Source organism: Actinomyces sp. S4-C9 (assembly GCF_000758775.1).
Lineage (GTDB): Bacteria > Actinomycetota > Actinomycetes > Actinomycetales > Actinomycetaceae > Gleimia > Gleimia europaea.
On the sequence record NZ_JRMU01000009.1, the window covers coordinates 13287 to 28965 of the forward strand.

Annotated in this window: 14 protein-coding genes and 1 tRNA gene; 13 read left to right on the top strand and 2 right to left on the bottom strand. The window is 57.4% G+C overall.

Annotation, left to right across the window (positions count from 1 at the left end):
• Positions 1–49 precede the first annotated feature (49 nt).
• The 3 genes from HMPREF1628_RS04380 (at position 50) to HMPREF1628_RS04385 (ending at position 1863) form a co-directional block, all read left to right on the top strand.
• Positions 50–133, top strand: a tRNA-Leu gene (locus tag HMPREF1628_RS04380).
• A 49-nt stretch (positions 134–182) separates the two neighbouring features.
• Entirely contained in the window at positions 183–305 is a 123-nt protein-coding gene (locus tag HMPREF1628_RS09250) for a hypothetical protein (RefSeq protein WP_269493582.1), read from the top strand.
• Between the two features lie 130 nt (positions 306–435).
• Positions 436–1863: an MBL fold metallo-hydrolase RNA specificity domain-containing protein gene (locus HMPREF1628_RS04385; protein WP_034508436.1), complete on the top strand. Its 1428-nt coding sequence runs from the start codon at positions 436–438 to the stop codon at positions 1861–1863.
• Positions 1864–1887: 24 nt separating this feature from the next.
• Here the strand turns inward: HMPREF1628_RS04385 and HMPREF1628_RS04390 are convergent, their stop codons facing one another.
• On the bottom strand, positions 1888–3249 hold the full coding sequence (locus HMPREF1628_RS04390) for a family 4 glycosyl hydrolase (RefSeq protein WP_034508440.1): 1362 nt from the start codon (positions 3247–3249) through the stop codon (positions 1888–1890).
• Between the two features lie 116 nt (positions 3250–3365).
• Here HMPREF1628_RS04390 and HMPREF1628_RS04395 point away from each other — a divergent pair, with 116 nt between their 5' ends.
• From HMPREF1628_RS04395 to HMPREF1628_RS04420, 6 genes are all read left to right on the top strand, one after another.
• Positions 3366–4391 carry a carbohydrate kinase family protein gene (locus tag HMPREF1628_RS04395; protein ID WP_198030399.1) on the top strand — a complete coding sequence of 342 codons (1026 nt, stop codon included), beginning with the start codon at positions 3366–3368 and terminating at the stop codon, positions 4389–4391.
• A gap of 46 nt (positions 4392–4437) precedes the next feature.
• Positions 4438–5790 (top strand): extracellular solute-binding protein, encoded by a 1353-nt coding sequence (locus HMPREF1628_RS04400; protein ID WP_034508443.1) that lies wholly within the window; start codon positions 4438–4440, stop codon positions 5788–5790.
• Positions 5791–5794: 4 nt separating this feature from the next.
• Positions 5795–6739, top strand: a complete 945-nt coding sequence (locus HMPREF1628_RS04405) for a carbohydrate ABC transporter permease (protein ID WP_198030400.1) — start codon at positions 5795–5797, stop codon at positions 6737–6739.
• Positions 6739–7548 (top strand): carbohydrate ABC transporter permease, encoded by an 810-nt coding sequence (locus tag HMPREF1628_RS04410; protein WP_034508446.1) that lies wholly within the window; start codon positions 6739–6741, stop codon positions 7546–7548. The genes HMPREF1628_RS04405 and HMPREF1628_RS04410 overlap by 1 nt, the downstream gene beginning before the upstream one ends.
• A 61-nt stretch (positions 7549–7609) precedes the next feature.
• Positions 7610–8692, top strand: coding sequence for an LLM class flavin-dependent oxidoreductase (locus HMPREF1628_RS04415; RefSeq protein ID WP_232219378.1), 1083 nt, complete (start codon positions 7610–7612; stop codon positions 8690–8692).
• On the top strand, positions 8685–9851 hold the full coding sequence (locus HMPREF1628_RS04420; RefSeq protein ID WP_034508452.1) for an ADP-ribosylglycohydrolase family protein: 1167 nt from the start codon (positions 8685–8687) through the stop codon (positions 9849–9851). Before HMPREF1628_RS04415 ends, HMPREF1628_RS04420 begins: the two co-directional genes overlap by 8 nt.
• Here HMPREF1628_RS04420 and HMPREF1628_RS04425 read toward each other — a convergent pair.
• On the bottom strand, positions 9848–10669 hold the full coding sequence (locus tag HMPREF1628_RS04425) for a 5'-methylthioadenosine/S-adenosylhomocysteine nucleosidase (RefSeq protein WP_052038872.1): 822 nt from the start codon (positions 10667–10669) through the stop codon (positions 9848–9850). The genes HMPREF1628_RS04420 and HMPREF1628_RS04425 overlap by 4 nt on opposite strands.
• A gap of 52 nt (positions 10670–10721) precedes the next feature.
• Between HMPREF1628_RS04425 and HMPREF1628_RS04430 the strand changes: the two genes are divergently transcribed.
• The 4 genes from HMPREF1628_RS04430 to nrdE all read left to right on the top strand — a co-directional run bounded on the left by HMPREF1628_RS04430 (position 10722) and on the right by nrdE (position 15610).
• A complete protein-coding gene (locus HMPREF1628_RS04430; RefSeq protein WP_034508456.1) occupies positions 10722–12245 on the top strand; it encodes an L-serine ammonia-lyase in 1524 nt (507 codons plus the stop codon).
• Between the two features lie 446 nt (positions 12246–12691).
• Positions 12692–12940 carry a glutaredoxin-like protein NrdH gene (gene nrdH, locus HMPREF1628_RS04435; RefSeq protein WP_034508458.1) on the top strand — a complete coding sequence of 83 codons (249 nt, stop codon included), beginning with the start codon at positions 12692–12694 and terminating at the stop codon, positions 12938–12940.
• Positions 12941–13040: 100 nt separating this feature from the next.
• Complete coding sequence (nrdI, locus tag HMPREF1628_RS04440) at positions 13041–13469, top strand: class Ib ribonucleoside-diphosphate reductase assembly flavoprotein NrdI (protein ID WP_052038873.1); 429 nt, start codon at positions 13041–13043, stop codon at positions 13467–13469.
• Complete coding sequence (nrdE, locus tag HMPREF1628_RS04445) at positions 13454–15610, top strand: class 1b ribonucleoside-diphosphate reductase subunit alpha (protein ID WP_034508461.1); 2157 nt, start codon at positions 13454–13456, stop codon at positions 15608–15610. Before nrdI ends, nrdE begins: the two co-directional genes overlap by 16 nt.
• The last annotated feature ends 69 nt before the right edge of the window (positions 15611–15679 follow it).

Below are 15679 nucleotides of genomic sequence, written 5' to 3' on the forward strand. Positions count from 1 at the left end.
GGCTGAATTTGCCTCACAGGTTTTGATTTTATATGCTGATCTAGCTTTAGCCCGGGTGGCGGAATTGGTAGACGCGCACGGTTCAGGTCCGTGTGCCCTTGCGGGCATGGGGGTTCGACTCCCCCCTCGGGCACGATTGTTATGTTTCGGGACATCGTTCATACGGTGTCCCGACATTTTTTATGCTTTGGCGCTTTGATGTGCCCCGTCATCGTTCCGTTTTTGGGCTGGTAGTTTCCGGTTATCGCCACGCGCTCGCGGTAAACGCGATGGTGCACGAAGAGGCAAACAGGTACTACAACTAGCGCCCAGGCGCCCTTCCGCCACCTCGGCGCGTTGCCGCGCCGGAGATTAGCCCGAAGCCTCCCTCCTGCGAGCGAGTGTGTGCTGCGTCATACTGGAAGTGTCTCGATTGCAAACGGATGGGTGAGGGACATGAGCGATTCGCTGGTTAGTTGCAGGTTTCTAGGTGCGGCTGGAACCGTGACCGGATCGAAGTATTTGCTTGAAATCGATGGCCGTAAAGTACTGGTTGACGCGGGCATGTATCAGGGTGAGAAGAAATGGCGTGTCAAGAACTGGGAGCCGTTCTCTCCAAGCCCGCAAACTATTACCGATATTTTGGTTACACACGCTCACGCTGACCACGTGGCCTACCTGCCGGTGCTTGTGAAGCAGGGTTTTAGAGGCTCGATATGGGCTACGAGGGCAACTATAAAACTCGCTGAGATAGTCCTGCGCGATGCCGGCAATCTACAGGTGAATGACGCGAAGTCAGCGAAAAAGGGCGGCTACTCTAAGCACGAGAATCCGTTGGCCCTCTTCACTCCAGAGGACGTGGAGAAGACGCTACAGTATTTCCGCCCCGTTGAGTTCGATACCGAAGTTGATTTTGGAGAGTTCTCCGCTCGCTGGGTGCCGGCCAGTCATATCCTCGGGTCGGCTTCGATTCTGATAAAGACTGGGGGCACGCGGATCCTCTTTTCTGGCGATCTGGGCAGGGAGAACCCGTACCTGCTGAAGCCGCGCGGGAAAACCCCGGCAGCGGATTGGGTGATTATGGAATCCACGTACGGTGACCGGCTACACGAGGTTGCCGAGGTGTCGCACGAAGAAATGGCGCGCGCGATCCGTGACACCGCGGCGCGGGGTGGAAAGATAGTGATTCCCGCATTTGCGATTCACCGTACCGAGTCGGTGCTCGCCCAGCTGGTGTCGATGATGCGCGAAGGGCGAATCCCGGATTTGCCGGTGTTTGTGGACTCGCCGATGGGTCTGCGCGCCCTCAGCGTGTACGAGGAGTTTGCGGACGAAGAGATGCGCAGCGGTATTGATAAGGAAGACTTCCTGGGCATTCCGCAACTGAAACAGATGCTGAGCGTGGAGGATTCGAAGAAGATCAATGATTTCAAAGGTTCGTGCATCATAGTGACATCCTCGGGAATGTTGGAGGGTGGTCGCGTTTTGCACCACCTGCAAAGATTGCTACCGGACCCAAAGAACTGCCTTATTATCACCGGCTACCAGGCTGTGGGCACCCGCGGTCGAAAACTGCTTGAGGGCGCGGAATCGATCAAAATGCACGGCTGGTACGTGCCGGTTCGCGCTGAAGTTACGCAAGACCGCGAGTTCTCTGCGCACGCCGATCGCGACGAACTTTTGCGTTGGGTTGCGCAGGTCGGTGAGGGCGATGACGGCGAGGCGGGGAAGGCCCCGCACGCAGTGTTCTTGACGCACGGCGAGCCGCGGGCAGCCCAGGCGCTGGGCGAGCGAATCAAGCAGGAGCTTGGCTGGAATGTGGTTGTCCCGCAGTTTGGCGAGGTTGTGAGGCTTGCGCCAAACCCGGACTGGGTCAGGGATTAACGCAAGCCACCTCTAGATCTGCAGCTAGTCGTGGCCGCGTAGCACGGCTTGCAGTCTTGGGTCCTCCAAGTAGCCGTCCAACACGTTGCGCGCCACGGCAATCGAGTCAACTAGCGGGTGGCTTGCAATAGCGTGCCAAGCGGCTCCCCCGTTGGACTCAAAGAATGCGCGTAGCAGTTCTTCTTCCACGGCCTTGATCGTTGAGACGAGGCCAAATTCAGGGCCGGTCAAGGGCTTTACCTGATGCGGGTGGATGCCGCCGGCGTCAACGGTACAGGGCACCTCTACAACCGCAGATTCGGATAGTCCCGGTACCAGCAGGCCGTTCGGGCCATCGCTGTTTGCCACGTTGAGGATCATGGTTGCGGGCTCGCCCTTGGTGATGGCTTTCATGATGTTGAAAGCAACCTCTTGGTATCCACCGCCCATGTCCTCATTGCGACGCCCGGCCCGCTCTTCCTCAGGGCGCGATTCGGCCATGTACGTGGCTTCGCGTTCGTTGTGCGTGGCCTGCCACAGCTCGGCTGCCCGCTGCGGGTTGGCTGCCGCTGCCTCGTAAAACTTTTCTTGCTGAGTGCGCAAGAACTCCCCGCGCGTCTCATGCTCGTCCAGAATGCGTTGTAGCGATTCGCGCGCGTAGTAGTAGTAGAACAGGTACTCGTTAGGTAGAGCGCCAAGGGTCCGAACCCAGTCGAAGCCGAGAATGCGGGCCTCTTCAATATGATCCAGCATTTCGTCGGATGCGAGAAGCTCTGGCAGACGGTCAACTCCGTCAACGCGCAGTTCGCGCAACCAGCCGAGGTGGTTTAGGCCGACATAGTCAAACTCGACCTCGCTTGGCGAAACGCCTATCGCCGCGCACGCTTTGCGCATAAGGCCGATCGGGGTGTCACAGATGCCAACAACGCGATTGCCGAGCACCGTGCGCATTGCTTGCGTGATGATGCCGGCCGGATTGGTGAAGTTGATGACCCACGCGTTTGGCGCCACTTCGCGCGCAGTCTCCGCTAAACGCATGGCCTCCGGCAGTGTGCGCAACGCGTAGGCATTGCCGCCCGGGCCCACCGTTTCTTGTCCAATAACGTGATTAGAAAGAGCCACTCGCTCGTCGCGAACACGCCCATCGGTGCCGCCCACGCGGATTGCTGAAAATACGAAGTCTGCGCCAGTAAGCGCCTCGTGAAGATCTGTGGTCGCAGTGATTCGAGGCAGGTTAGGCCGATCAGAATACAATCCGCGAATCACGTTTTCGATGACGCCCATTCGCATAGTGGAAACGTCATACAATGCTACGTCAGTGATCTGGAATACAGAATCGTGCTTTGAGAGGACGTCCAGAACTTGAGGGACGCGAAATCCGCCGCCTCCAGCGATCGTTAGTTTCACGGGCGAACACCTTTCAGATCGAAGGAAAAGCAAAGTCGCTTGCGCATACCTTCTTATTTTATAAAGTCTGCACGCACACGTTAACTATCCAGTTTGGGATGCGCAGATTGTTTGTCATGAACGAGACGTCGGGCGATACTGATCGAAACGGTACGCAGAAGGAAGCAGGCTGTATGTCTACCGGTGCAATAGCGGTTTGTGGCCCAACGTTCTTGGACGTGGTGATGGCTGGGATGCCACATGCTCCAGTGCTGGGCGAGGAGATGTGGGTTGAATCTTCGGCGCTCACCGCAGGAGGGGCCGCCAATCAGGCGGTTGCCGTGGCACGGCTGGGGCACCCGGTAGAGCTGATAACTCGCCTCGGAAATGATCGTGCGGGTCAGATTGTGCGGTCAGTGCTTGAAGAAAACAAGGTTGGCACCGCCTATGCCACGCCCGTTGAGTGCCAGTCCGTAACTGTTGCGCTGGCGTGGGACGCAGACCGGGCAATGGTCACCCACGGGTCGGATGAAGGTGGCGTGCTACCGGAGCGCTTCACTCCTTCCGTGCTAATCGCAAACCTGCGCGCGATCGACAAGAATGTTGAAGTCGTGAAGCAGTGGCGCGCTCGGGGCACGAAGGTGATTGGTGACGTCGGTTGGGATTCTACGGGCGCGTGGCGCACCAGCGACCTGCTCCCGCTTGAACACTGCGATTATTTTGTTCCCAACGAGACCGAAATCCTGCACTACGCCCGCTGTTTTGATGTTCGCGAGGCCGTTTCAATGATCGGTCAGCTGGTGGAAACTGATGCGCGGATAGTTGTGACAAGAGGCGGTCGTGGCGTGGTCCTGGGGCCGGATAACTACCAGACTTTGCCCGGTATTTCGGTTGATGTTGTCGATACAACGGGGGCGGGGGATGCTTTCAGCGCCGCACTCGCCGTAGCCGTTGCTAATGGGGCAACGGACCGTGAGGCGGTGTCTTTCGCCCTCCTCCTAGGCGCACTATCGGTTGCCAAGGCGGGAGGAGCTGGTTCTACTCCTACCGCTTCAGAGCTTGCAAAAAGGATCGAAGAGCTCGATATTCCTGGATCTTACGATTTAGAATTCGTTCATCGTTTTGTAAGAACATTCGGGTTTAATAACCAAAGCGTTTCGTGAAATGAAACTCTATAGCAGACGGAGCAATTTTCGAAAGGGGAGGGCGATGAGGCCTGCAAAGTTTATTGCACCTGCTGCAGTTGCGGCTGTGGTGCTAATGCTTGGAGCATGTGCTCCCGGACCTTCTAACGAATCGAGCCCCAGTGAGGGTGGTGCGTCAAGTGAGGTCATTACGGATATTTCGAGCTTGCCTGAGCAGACTCTGACGGTTTGGGACCAGGAGGTTCGCGGAGGCCAGGACGAGCAGATGAAGCGCCTGAATAAGGCGTTTATGAAGAAGTATCCAAACATCACCATTGATCGGGTTTCGCAGTCGTTTGATGATCTGCAAACCACGCTTCGCCTCGCACTTTCGGGTGATGACGCGCCCGATGTTGTGGAGGCAAATAATGCGCGGTCGATGATGGGACAGTTTGTTTCGGCTGGACAGATCATTCCGCTGGATCCATGGGCGGATGCTTACAAGTGGCGGGACCGCTACTCTGACAGCATTCTTTCTTACTCTTCCTATTCGGCTGACGCCACGAAGTTTGGTGAAGGATCGCTTTACGGCTTGCCGCAGGTAGGCGAGGTTGTGGGTGTTTTCTACGCGCCTTCAAGACTTGAAGAGTTGGGTCTGCAGGTACCGAAGACGTGGGATGAGTTCAGTGACCAGTTGAAGACCATTAAGGATGCGGGAAAGACGCCGCTAATGCTCGGTAACGTAGATAAGTGGCCTGCGTTCCACCTGTTTGGCGCGGTTCAGGCCGCTCACGTTCCGGCAGATCAGGTGCGCCCACTTGGTTTCGGTAATGCGGGTGCTACGTGGAAGTCGGATGAGAATGTTGCGGCAGCGAAGCAGTTGCAGGACTGGGCGACGTCCGGTTACTTCAACGAGGGCTTCAACGGCGTTGATTATGACTCGGTCTGGCAGAGCTTTGCCAAGGGCGACGGCGTTTACTTGATCGCCGGTTCTTGGCTCGCTCCGGATCTGATGGAGGCGATGGGTGACGACGTCGCATTCATGGCCCCGCCGATGGCTGGCGATAAGCCGGCAACAACCGGCGGCACAGGCTTGCCGTTCGCGATCACGTCTTCGGCAAAGGATCCGAACGTAGCCGCGGCATACATTGACTTCATCACCACTGATGAGGCCATGCAGGTGCTTGCCGACACGGGCAACGTGCCGGTTAATGACGCTGCGAAGTATGCGGGTGGCACCAAGGGTGTTGTGGCAGACGTTTTGAACGTGTTCACAACCGTTTCCGAGGAAGGCGAGATTCTGCCGTATCTGGACTACGCAACTCCGACGTTTAACCAGACGCTTGGTGATGCGTTGCAGCAGTTGATGGCGGGATCGATGACTCCGGAGGCGTTCTTGGATGCTCTGGAGGCGGACTACTCCGGTTTTGTGAAGTAGGCACATGTCAACGGTTTCAAACGATCCGCGTGCAGACTCAAAGAGTGGGGCTGCGCGCGGATCGGCCGTGAAATTTAGCCAGACTAAGCGAGGTAGTAATACGCTGGCCGCTCTGGCTTTGATGGCCGTGCCTTTCGCCGTATATGCGGCGTTCATGCTCTACCCGTTGATCCGCGTATTCCAGTTGTCTTTGTATAAGTGGGATGGGCTGGGCTATTCAACGTTCGTAGGCTTTTCTAACTACATTGAGACGTTTTCAAATCCGCGGTTGTTGGCGGCGTTCTCACACGCGCTAATTTTGATCATTTTTTATGCGGTTATTCCCCTGTGCGTGGGCCTGGTTTTGGCGTCGCTGTTGACAAGGTCGCAGATTCGCGGCCTGGGATTTTTCCGCACGGTGGTGTTTTTACCGCAGGTGATCGCAATGGTGGTGTTAGCGATTGCGTGGCGAGGAATTTACGCCCCGGACGGGCCAATTAACGGGTTCTTGCGTGCGATTGGTTTGGGATCATTGACGAGGGCGTGGCTGGGTGATTTCACGTTTGCTCTGCCCGCGGTGGGCTTGATCGGTTCGTGGGTGAGCCTGGGCCTGGTAACGGTGCTTTTGATGTCTGGCATGGCTGCGATTCCGCGTGATTTGTATGAGGCTGCGATGCTTGACGGTGCGGGCAGGGTGCGTCAGTTCTTCGCAATAACTGTGCCGTCGGTTCGCGCGGAGATCATAGTGTCTTTGACTTTGACGATTGTGGCGGCTTTGAAGACGTTTGACCTCGTGTATGTGACCACATCGGGCGGGCCGGGAAGTGCTACAACCGTGCCGTCTTACGAGGTTTACTATCAGGCGTTTCGAATTGGTGAGGTGGGAACAGCCTCGTCGCTCGCAGTGGTGCTGACGCTGGTGATCTTTTTGATTAACTTGGCCCTCAACCTGGTGGGGGAGCGTGAATAATGAGACCCTCGCGTACGGAACAACTGATTAATTACGTGGTGCTCACGCTGTTTGCGGCGGGAGCGTTGGTGCCCATTTTGCGGATTCTGGTGCTGTCATTGCAGCCGGAGTCTTTTGGCGGGCAGGACTCATTCCATTTTGAGAACTACGCGGCGGCGTGGGAGCAGGGGCGCTTTTCGGTTTACATGCGCAACTCGATAATGGTGGCGTTGCTGGTGGTGACGGTGGCGCTGGTGTTGTCGATAGCTTCCGGCTATGTTTTGGGCGTGTTGCGCCCGCGCGGGGAGAAGATCTTATTCTTCACTTTCTTGCTTGGGATCATGGTGCCGTCTGAAGCAATTGTGTTGCCCTTGTTTTTCGATTTGAGGTCCCTGGGGCTTACGGACACGATTTGGGCTATTGCACTTCCCCAGATAGCGCAGTCACTGGCTTTCGGAACGTTTTGGATGCGCGCGTTCTTTAGGAGCGTGGATAGGTCTTTGATTGAAGCCGCGCAAATAGATGGGGCCGGAAATTTGCGGATTTTGAGGTCGGTTTTGGTGCCGATAGCCGTGCCAACGGTGGTTACGCAGGTGGTGCTGACGTTTATGTGGACGTGGAATGACTTCCTGATCCCGTTGGTCATGTCGCCATCGGGCAAGATGCGCACCGCACCGTTGGGGTTGGCGTTCTTCCAGGGCCAGTACACGCAGGGTTCGAGCCTGCTGGCTGCGGGTGCTGTGCTGGTAGCTTTGCCGATGGTGATTTTGTACTTTGCCCTCCAACGCCATTTCATGGCTGGTATGACAGATGGGGCAGTGAAGGGCTAGATTCGCAGCCTTTTACGAGCCGTAGGCAAAAATCGCGTTCATCAGATGGCTTTTGCTGGGCATGGGTAAGCTTTCAGGTATTGGAGGATTAGTTATGCGTGTTCCACTTTCTATTTTGGATTTGTCGCCGGTTTCTGCTGGTTTGGGTAGGCGCCGGGCGCTGGATGATTCGCTTGAGTTGGCGCGCCTTGCGGAGAGTGCGGGATACAAGCGGTATTGGATGGCGGAGCACCACGGTTCTCGTTTGTTCATGTCGTCGGCTACCTCGTTGTTGTTGGCACGGGCAGCGGAGCACACCTCCACGATTCGTTTGGGTGCGGGCGGCGTGATGTTGCCAAACCATTCGCCGCTAATGGTTGCGGAGTATTACGGTACGCTCGCAACGATTTACGGTGACCGGTTTGATTTGGGGCTTGGCCGCGCGCCGGGCACCGATCCGGTGACGGCCTCGGCTCTGCGGCGCGGAAGCGGCCAGTTGGATGATTTCAGTGTTGATGTGGCCCAGCTGGTGCAGTATTTCCAGCCGAGCCCGGTTGACGATTTTGGTCTTGCTGGAGCGGAGGCCGCGGCGTTCGGGCTGTCTCCAAATCTCGCCTCGATCCGCAATAGGATTTTGGCGATTCCAGGTGAGGGAACCGAGGTTCCGCTGTGGATGCTCGGATCTTCGCTCGGTGGCGCCCAGGTGGCGGCCGCGCTGGGCTTGCCCTACAGTTTTGCGTCGCATTTTGCACCCCAATACTTGCGTAACGCGGTAGCGACGTACCGCGCGAACTTTAACGCGGAGGCTCCTACGGCCCAGGTGGATCGCCCGGTCTTCATGGCGGGCGTGAATGTGCTGGTGGCACCAACTCGGGAGGAGGCAAACTACCTGTTCACCTCTTACACGGATTGGAAGGATGGGCTCAGCAAGGGCAAGAATGAGCCGCTGTCGAAGCCTAATGCGGCTTTGCAGTATGACGTTGCAGCGCAAGGTTTGAACACGACGGCCGTGGTGGGCTCGCCTGACGATGTGGTGGAGTACCTGGATAGTTTTGTGGAGCAGTTCCGTGTGGACGAGCTGATTGTTGTCTCTTACGCGTGGGATCCTGAGCTTCGCCGTCGGTCTTTCCAGCTTCTTGCTGACGCGTGGCTGGAGCGTGAGTGAGTTAGACGCGCCCACCCCACATCGCGGCAGGCTAGTGCGCGTGCGGCGCGAACATTCGGATGTGGCGCTATCTGCGGTGGGGGCGGTTTCAGCGATGGCCGTTGGGTCTGCCCTCGGCGTGCCGTGGGAGCTTGCCACTCCACCTACGGACGCGCAACGTTTAGATTTGCGAGGACGTAGCGGCCAGTTTGATGAGGGCGAGTGGGGCGCGGACGTGCAGCTGGCTGTTTTGGGGCTGGAGGTAGCTGCTCAGAGCCCGCTTGGTTCGCAGGTGGCGCTAGATCAGTTGGCTGTGCGATTGATGGCTTGGTATCGCTCGCATCCGGCGCAGGTGGCTCCGGGTTTGCAGGCGGTTTTGCAGTGGGCGGATCAGCCTTCGCTTGCTCCAGCGCATTTGCGGGGGCGGATTGAGCAGGAGCAGGGCGAGTCGCCCAGCGTTGCCCGGTTGGTGGCTGCGGCGAGTGCCCGCTGGGAGAGTTTGCGTCCGCGTGCACGCGTGGCTGGCAATGAGGTGTTTGCACTCATGGTGCCGGTGGGACTGTCTGCGGCGTTGGATTCTCGCGAGTGCACGCGGGTGAGTTTAGAGGTTGTGCGCATGGTGACGCCGGATCCGCGTACCGCTTTGCTGGCGGCCTCGTACGCGCAGTTGCTGCGGGGGGCGCTCGCGGGTTTTGCGCCGGGCAGGCCGTGGCAGGAATGCCTGGACTGGCATGCGGCAGTTGCAAATGTTTTGGATGGAATCGGAAGCCTGGGGTCAGAATGTCCCATTTTTGGCGTTGAAGGTGTGGCGGGCGAGGACGAAGCGTTCTTGCTGTCGATGATGCGAGGCAATGATGCGGGCGTAGCGTCTGGGCTGGGTGCTGGTTTGGATGCGGTGTCGGTGATGGATCGCGTGTTGGCGGCTGTCCGGGTGGCCGAGTGGGAGCAGCGCGGCAATGCGCAGTTGAACCCGGTTTGGATGGGTGTCAGTTCTGCGGTGCGCGCGGGCGGGGACACGGACACGGTGGCTTGCCTGGCGGGAGCGTTGCTGGGAGCGGCCGCAGGGGTTGGTGCGGTGCCTGCAGATCTGACTCGCCAGGTGTGGGGTTGGCCGGGCTTGCGCCAGGATGGTTTACGCGATTTGGCAACGGCGGCGGTATACGCAGGCCTTGCGAGCTAAAGCCTCGCTACCAGAGCGCGCACGGCTTGGGCGCTGATTGCGGCCGCTACTTCGCCGTCAATGTGGAAGTCTTGGTTGGCGGCGGGTCCGCAAAGGTCCGAGACTGCCCGCACAGAAATGAACGGCACGCCGGCGCGGGCGCAAACCTGGGCGGCCGCCGTGGTTTCCATGTCGGCACCGAGGGCGGCGGGGAAGGTCTTACGCATTTGCTCCACGTTTGCCGCGGTGATGAAAGCGTCAGAGGAGGCCACTTGGCCAAACCAAACCGTGCCCGTGCCCTGGAGGTGGTTAGAATCTGCAGATTGGTTGGCCCCCTCAGGGCGGTCAGCCGCAGAACAATCGCCGAGCAGGAGCTCATTCTCGAGGGCGGTTCGAGCTTTCTCTACCAGTGCCGGATCCGCGAAGTACTGCTCGGGCATGCCGGGAACCTGCCCGGGTGCGTAGCCAAAGGCGGTGGCATCGGCCCGCGAGTAGGTGAAGGCAGTACCCACAACAACATCTCGCACACTTGTTTGCGCGCCCAGGCCACCCGTGGTGCCGCCGCACATGTATGCGCACAAGTTTTCTCCAAAAACCAGGTGCGCTCGGGCGGCCGCGCTCGCGGCGTTAGCCAGGCCAATGCCCGTGGTGATAACACAAAGTTGGAGTGGCCCCGCCTCCCCCTCAAAAACGCCTACATGCCAGGTTTGGCCCGCAATGTCAAGGCTTGGCCCAAAGTTGGTGAGGTCAAGGAGCGGTTCGGTCTCCATATCCATGGCAGCTGCGATAGCGACCGTTTTAAGATCAGTGCTTGCGTGTAAATCTCGTAGGATGTGCATGTGCCCGCTTTCGCTGGTATTTCGTAAAACCTAATTTAGCTCAAGGAACCCGATGGTTTTTGAACCTTCTGCCGCTCCGGCCCACGTGGATGGGCCAAGCCCTGCCGGCATGATTTCCGGTTTGATTGATGTTGAGGATTCGGCGCGCCCCCTCTCCGTGTTCGATATGTTCCGGATTGGCGTCGGCCCCTCGTCTTCGCACACGGTTGGGCCGATGAGGGCAGCACAAGCGTTCGCGCAGGAGCTTTACGAGCTGGATTTCAGGCCGCAGGTGGTGTACGCGGAGCTTTTCGGTTCGCTGGGTGCCACGGGCCGCGGCCACTCCACCGACCGCGCAGTGTTGCTGGGCTTGGAGGGCTACATGCCGGATACCGTTCCGGGCGAGGTGGTCACGTCAATCTCGCAACGTGTGGAAAGCACGGGTGTGGTCGGTCTTTTGGGCGGTTGGTGCGAGGCCCGCATGGAGCCGATCGTGATGACACCGTTCACCGTTTTGCCCTATCACGTGAACGCTCTGACGCTTACCGCGAAGCGTGATGGCAACGAGTTCTCGCGTACCTACTATTCGGTTGGTGGAGGTTTTGTGATGGAAGACCTGTCCGATGATCCGCAGCGACCAAACGTGCGGGCTCTCGCTACGCCGCAAGCGGCCGAGCTGCACGCCACCGCCGCACCTTTCCCGTTCACCACGGCCTCGGCTCTGTTGCAGACCTGCGCGCGCGAGAGCTTGTCAATCTCGGATGTGGTTCGTGCTAACGAGGAAGCCGCTCGCTCGCGCGAAGACGTGGACGCCTACCTTGATTTGATTGCAAAAACCATGGAGGAATGCGTCGAGGCGGGGTGTAATACCGATGGTGTTCTGCCCGGTAGCCTGCGGGTGAAGCGGCGCGCGTCGAACCTGTTTAAGAGCCTGGGCGGGCGTAGTTCTGGCCCCGCGCAGGGCGATAAGTGGGCGTGTAGTGAGGACGACCCGTTGCGGGCGATGGATTGGGTGAACCTGTATGCGCTCGCGGTGAATGAGGAGAACGCGGCGGGTCACCGCGTGGTGACGGCCCCAACGAATGGGGCGGCTGGTGTGATTCCGGCGGCGCTTGGGTACCTGTGGCATTTCACGCCGGAGGGTGAGGCGAACCGCTTGGAGGCCACCCGCAAGTTCTTGCTGGCGGCCACGGCGATTGGGTCGCTGATTAAGACGAACGCGTCGATTGCGGGCGCCGAGGTGGGTTGCCAGGGCGAGGTCGGTTCGGCCTCAGCAATGGCGGCTGCTGGTTTGGCGGAGGCGTTTGGGGGCAGCGCTCCCCAGGTGGAGAACGCGGCGGAGATCGCGATGGAGCATTCGCTGGGTCTCACCTGCGATCCGGTTGCTGGCTTGGTGCAAATCCCGTGTATTGAGCGCAACGCGATCGCGGCGGTGAAGGCGATTAATGCGGCGCGTATGGCCATGTGGGGCGATGGGCGTCACACGGTTCCGTTGGATGCGGCGATTGAGACGATGAGGCAGACGGGCCTGGACATGATGTCGAAGTACAAAGAAACTTCGGCTGGTGGCCTGGCCGTAAACGTTGTTGAGTGTTAACGAGTGTGCGACACGCCCGAGCGCACTAATTTTCGAGGGCATTTAACATCCGTCCACTCCACAGTTTCCACAGCGTGTGCATATCGGTTGTCCACAGTTTCAACAGGCCTTGGACCGGGCGCAGCAGCGTCTGGTTCGGGGCTTTCAAAATGTTTGTCCTACCCCTGTTAGACCATTGTTTATGGCCGGTTCCAGACAGTGATGAAGAGGGGGTGAGGCCGCGTATACAGGGCCGTTTCACGTCCACAGACTGCTGTCAGGCCGTCCACAGCCTCTCTTTCTTGAGTGAAGAAAAATGCTCCATATTGTGGTCGTGATGTAACTCAACCACTAGGTATAGTGTCTAGAAGTTACATACAGGCTAAACATCTAGTACAATCACATGAGTGTAGTTACAAGGCACGGATTCGTCCGGGTCTTAGATAAGAATCGTTGAGGAGAATGCCATGAGCATCACCGTTTACAGCAAGCCGATGTGCGTCCAGTGTGACGCTACTAAGCGCGCGCTGAACAAGCAGGATTTGGTGTACGAAGAGGTCGATCTGACTGAGGATCCGAATGCGCTTGAGTTCGTGAAGTCGCTCGGCTACGTGCAGGCTCCTGTGGTTATGGCTGGCGACCAGCACTGGGCGGGCTACCGTCCAGATCTGATTAAGAAGATCGCTAAGGAAGCCGCCCTCGTAGTCAACGGCTAAAGCCAAACCCGGCCGTCACATTTGGTGGCCGGGTTAACTATGCGTGAAACCCTTTCGAATCAGAAGTATTCAAAAACAGCAGTTGAGCAGAAGGTAAGTCATGTCGGAAAAGAAGAGTGTGGACAAGGACATATTTCTTGTGTACTTTTCGTCAGCGACGGGCAACACCAAACGTTTTGTGGAAAAGTTGGGGTTTAGGAACTCGCGCATTCACTTGTTGCCGCGCGATGAGTTCTTGTATGTGCATGAACCGTACGTGCTGATTGTTCCCACCTACGGGGGCGGGAACTTGAAGGGCGCGGTTCCAAAACAGGTGATCAAGTTTTTGAACGTGAAAGAGAATCGGGATTTGTGCCGCGGGGTAATCTCGGGGGGCAACACGAATTTCGGTCAGGCTTACGGTCTTGCCGGCGATGTGATTGCTCGCAAGCTGGGTGTGCCACACATGTATCGGTTCGAGCTTCTTGGCACCAGCCAGGATGTTTCTAAAGTGCAAGAAGGATTGAGAGAATTTTGGCAGAAAATCTGACTGACACGGGGTTGGAAAGCGCGCTTCCGCCCGAGCTGGATTACCATGCGCTGAATGCTCAGCTGAATCTGTATGACCGTGATGGCAAGGTTCAGTTTGATGCGGATAAGAAGGCCGCGAGGCAGTACTTCTTGCAGCACGTCAACCAGAACACGGTGTTCTTCCATACGCTGAAGGAAAAGCTCGACTACCTGGTGGAAGAGGGCTATTACGAGAAGGAAGTTCTGGATCAGTACAGCTTTGAGTTCATTAAGTCGCTGTATGACCACGCGTATGACAAGAAGTTCCGTTTCGAAACCTTCCTTGGTGCGTACAAGTACTACACGTCTTACACGTTGAAGACGTTTGATGGGATGCGCTACTTGGAGCGTTTTGAGGATCGCGTTGTCATGGTTGCCATGTACTTGGCGCAGGGCGATGAGGAACTTGCGGTCAAGATGGTGGATGAGATCCTTTCGGGTCGTTTCCAGCCGGCAACCCCCACGTTCTTGAACGCGGGCAAGAGGGCGCGCGGCGAACTCGTTTCATGTTTCTTGCTTCGCGTGGAAGACAACATGGAGTCGATTGCGCGCGGCATTAACTCGGCGTTGCAGCTTTCGAAGCGTGGTGGCGGTGTGGCGCTGTCGCTGACGAACTTGCGCGAGGCGGGTGCGCCGATCAAGAAGATCGAGAACCAGTCTTCCGGCGTGGTTCCGGTAATGAAGCTACTTGAGGATTCCTTCTCGTACGCGAACCAACTTGGTGCTCGCCAGGGTGCTGGTGCCGTGTACTTGCATGCGCATCACCCCGACATCATGTCGTTCTTGGACACGAAGCGTGAGAACGCGGATGAGAAGATCCGCATTAAGTCGCTCTCGCTGGGTGTGGTGATTCCAGACATCACGTTCGAGCTGGCTAAGCGCAACCAGGACATGTACCTGTTCAGCCCGTACGACGTGGAGCGCGTCTACGGCGTTCCGTTCACGGAGATTTCGGTTACTGAGAAGTACCACGAAATGGTGGAGAACCCGAAGATCCACAAGAAGAAGATCAACGCTCGTCGTTTCTTCCAAACGATTGCAGAGATCCAGTTTGAGTCGGGATACCCCTACATCGTGTTTGAGGACACGGTGAACCGTGCAAACCCGATTAAGGGCCGTATCTCTATGTCCAACCTGTGTTCGGAGATCCTCCAGGTATCGGAGCCTTCGGAGTACAACGAGGATTTGACGTTCGCGAAGGTTGGTAAGGATATTGCTTGCAACCTCGGTTCGATGAACATTGCGAAGTCGATGGATTCGCCCGACTTTGGGCTTACGGTTGAGACAGCTATCCGCGGCCTCACTGCGGTTTCGGGCCTGGCAAATATTGCGTCTGCCCCGTCTATTGAGCGTGGTAACCAGATGTCGCACGCCATTGGCCTTGGTCAAATGAACCTGCATGGATACCTGGCTCGTGAAGAAATTTTCTACGGTTCGCAAGAGGCTTTGGAATTCACGAACATGTACTTCTACGCCGTGGTTTACCAGGCGATTAAGGCGTCCAACAAGATTGCGCGTGAGCGCGGGGAAACGTTTGTTGGGTTTGAGGATTCGCAGTACTACTCGGGTGAGTACTTCAAGAAGTACATTGAGGGCGAGTGGGTGCCGAAGACCGATAAGGTGAAGGGCCTGTTTGAGAACTCCAACGTGTACTTGCCAACGCCTGATGATTGGCGTGAGTTGGCGGCGAATGTGCGTGAGTACGGCATGTTCCACCAGAACTTGCAGGCGGTTCCGCCTACGGGTTCGATCAGCTACATCAACAACTCGACGTCGTCGATCCACCCGATTGCCTCAAAGATTGAGATCCGTAAGGAAGGCAAGATTGGGCGCGTGTACTACCCGGCTCCGTACATGACGAACGAGAACTTGGAGTACTACCAGGACGCTTACGAGATTGGTCCGGAGAAGATTATCGACACGTATGCTGTGGCAACTCAGCACGTGGATCAGGGCTTGTCGCTCACGCTGTTCTACCCGGACACGGTTTCAACGCGCGACTTGAACAAGTCTTACATTTACGCGTGGCGTAAGGGCATCAAGACGATGTACTACATGCGTATTCGCCAGATGGCACTTCAGGGAACCGAAGTTGAAGGCTGTGTTTCCTGCATGCTGTAAAGGCTGACTGAAGAGGCGCGGAGCGGCTGGATGATTCCAGAAGCTCCGCGCCTTTCATTTTGTTCAAAT

Bases quoted from the DNA above. Each gene is read 5' to 3' on its own strand.
- HMPREF1628_RS09250 (WP_269493582.1), top strand. From the start codon at position 183: ATGCTTTGGCGCTTTGATGTGCCCCGTCATCGTTCCGTTTTTGGGCTG.
- HMPREF1628_RS04385 (WP_034508436.1), top strand. From the start codon at position 436: ATGAGCGATTCGCTGGTTAGTTGCAGGTTTCTAGGTGCGGCTGGAACC.
- HMPREF1628_RS04395 (WP_198030399.1), top strand. From the start codon at position 3,366: ATGAACGAGACGTCGGGCGATACTGATCGAAACGGTACGCAGAAGGAA.
- HMPREF1628_RS04400 (WP_034508443.1), top strand. From the start codon at position 4,438: ATGAGGCCTGCAAAGTTTATTGCACCTGCTGCAGTTGCGGCTGTGGTG.
- HMPREF1628_RS04405 (WP_198030400.1), top strand. From the start codon at position 5,795: ATGTCAACGGTTTCAAACGATCCGCGTGCAGACTCAAAGAGTGGGGCT.
- HMPREF1628_RS04410 (WP_034508446.1), top strand. From the start codon at position 6,739: ATGAGACCCTCGCGTACGGAACAACTGATTAATTACGTGGTGCTCACG.
- HMPREF1628_RS04415 (WP_232219378.1), top strand. From the start codon at position 7,610: ATGGGTAAGCTTTCAGGTATTGGAGGATTAGTTATGCGTGTTCCACTT.
- HMPREF1628_RS04425 (WP_052038872.1), bottom strand. From the start codon at position 10,669: ATGCACATCCTACGAGATTTACACGCAAGCACTGATCTTAAAACGGTC.
- HMPREF1628_RS04430 (WP_034508456.1), top strand. From the start codon at position 10,722: ATGGTTTTTGAACCTTCTGCCGCTCCGGCCCACGTGGATGGGCCAAGC.
- nrdH (WP_034508458.1), top strand. From the start codon at position 12,692: ATGAGCATCACCGTTTACAGCAAGCCGATGTGCGTCCAGTGTGACGCT.
- nrdI (WP_052038873.1), top strand. From the start codon at position 13,041: ATGTCGGAAAAGAAGAGTGTGGACAAGGACATATTTCTTGTGTACTTT.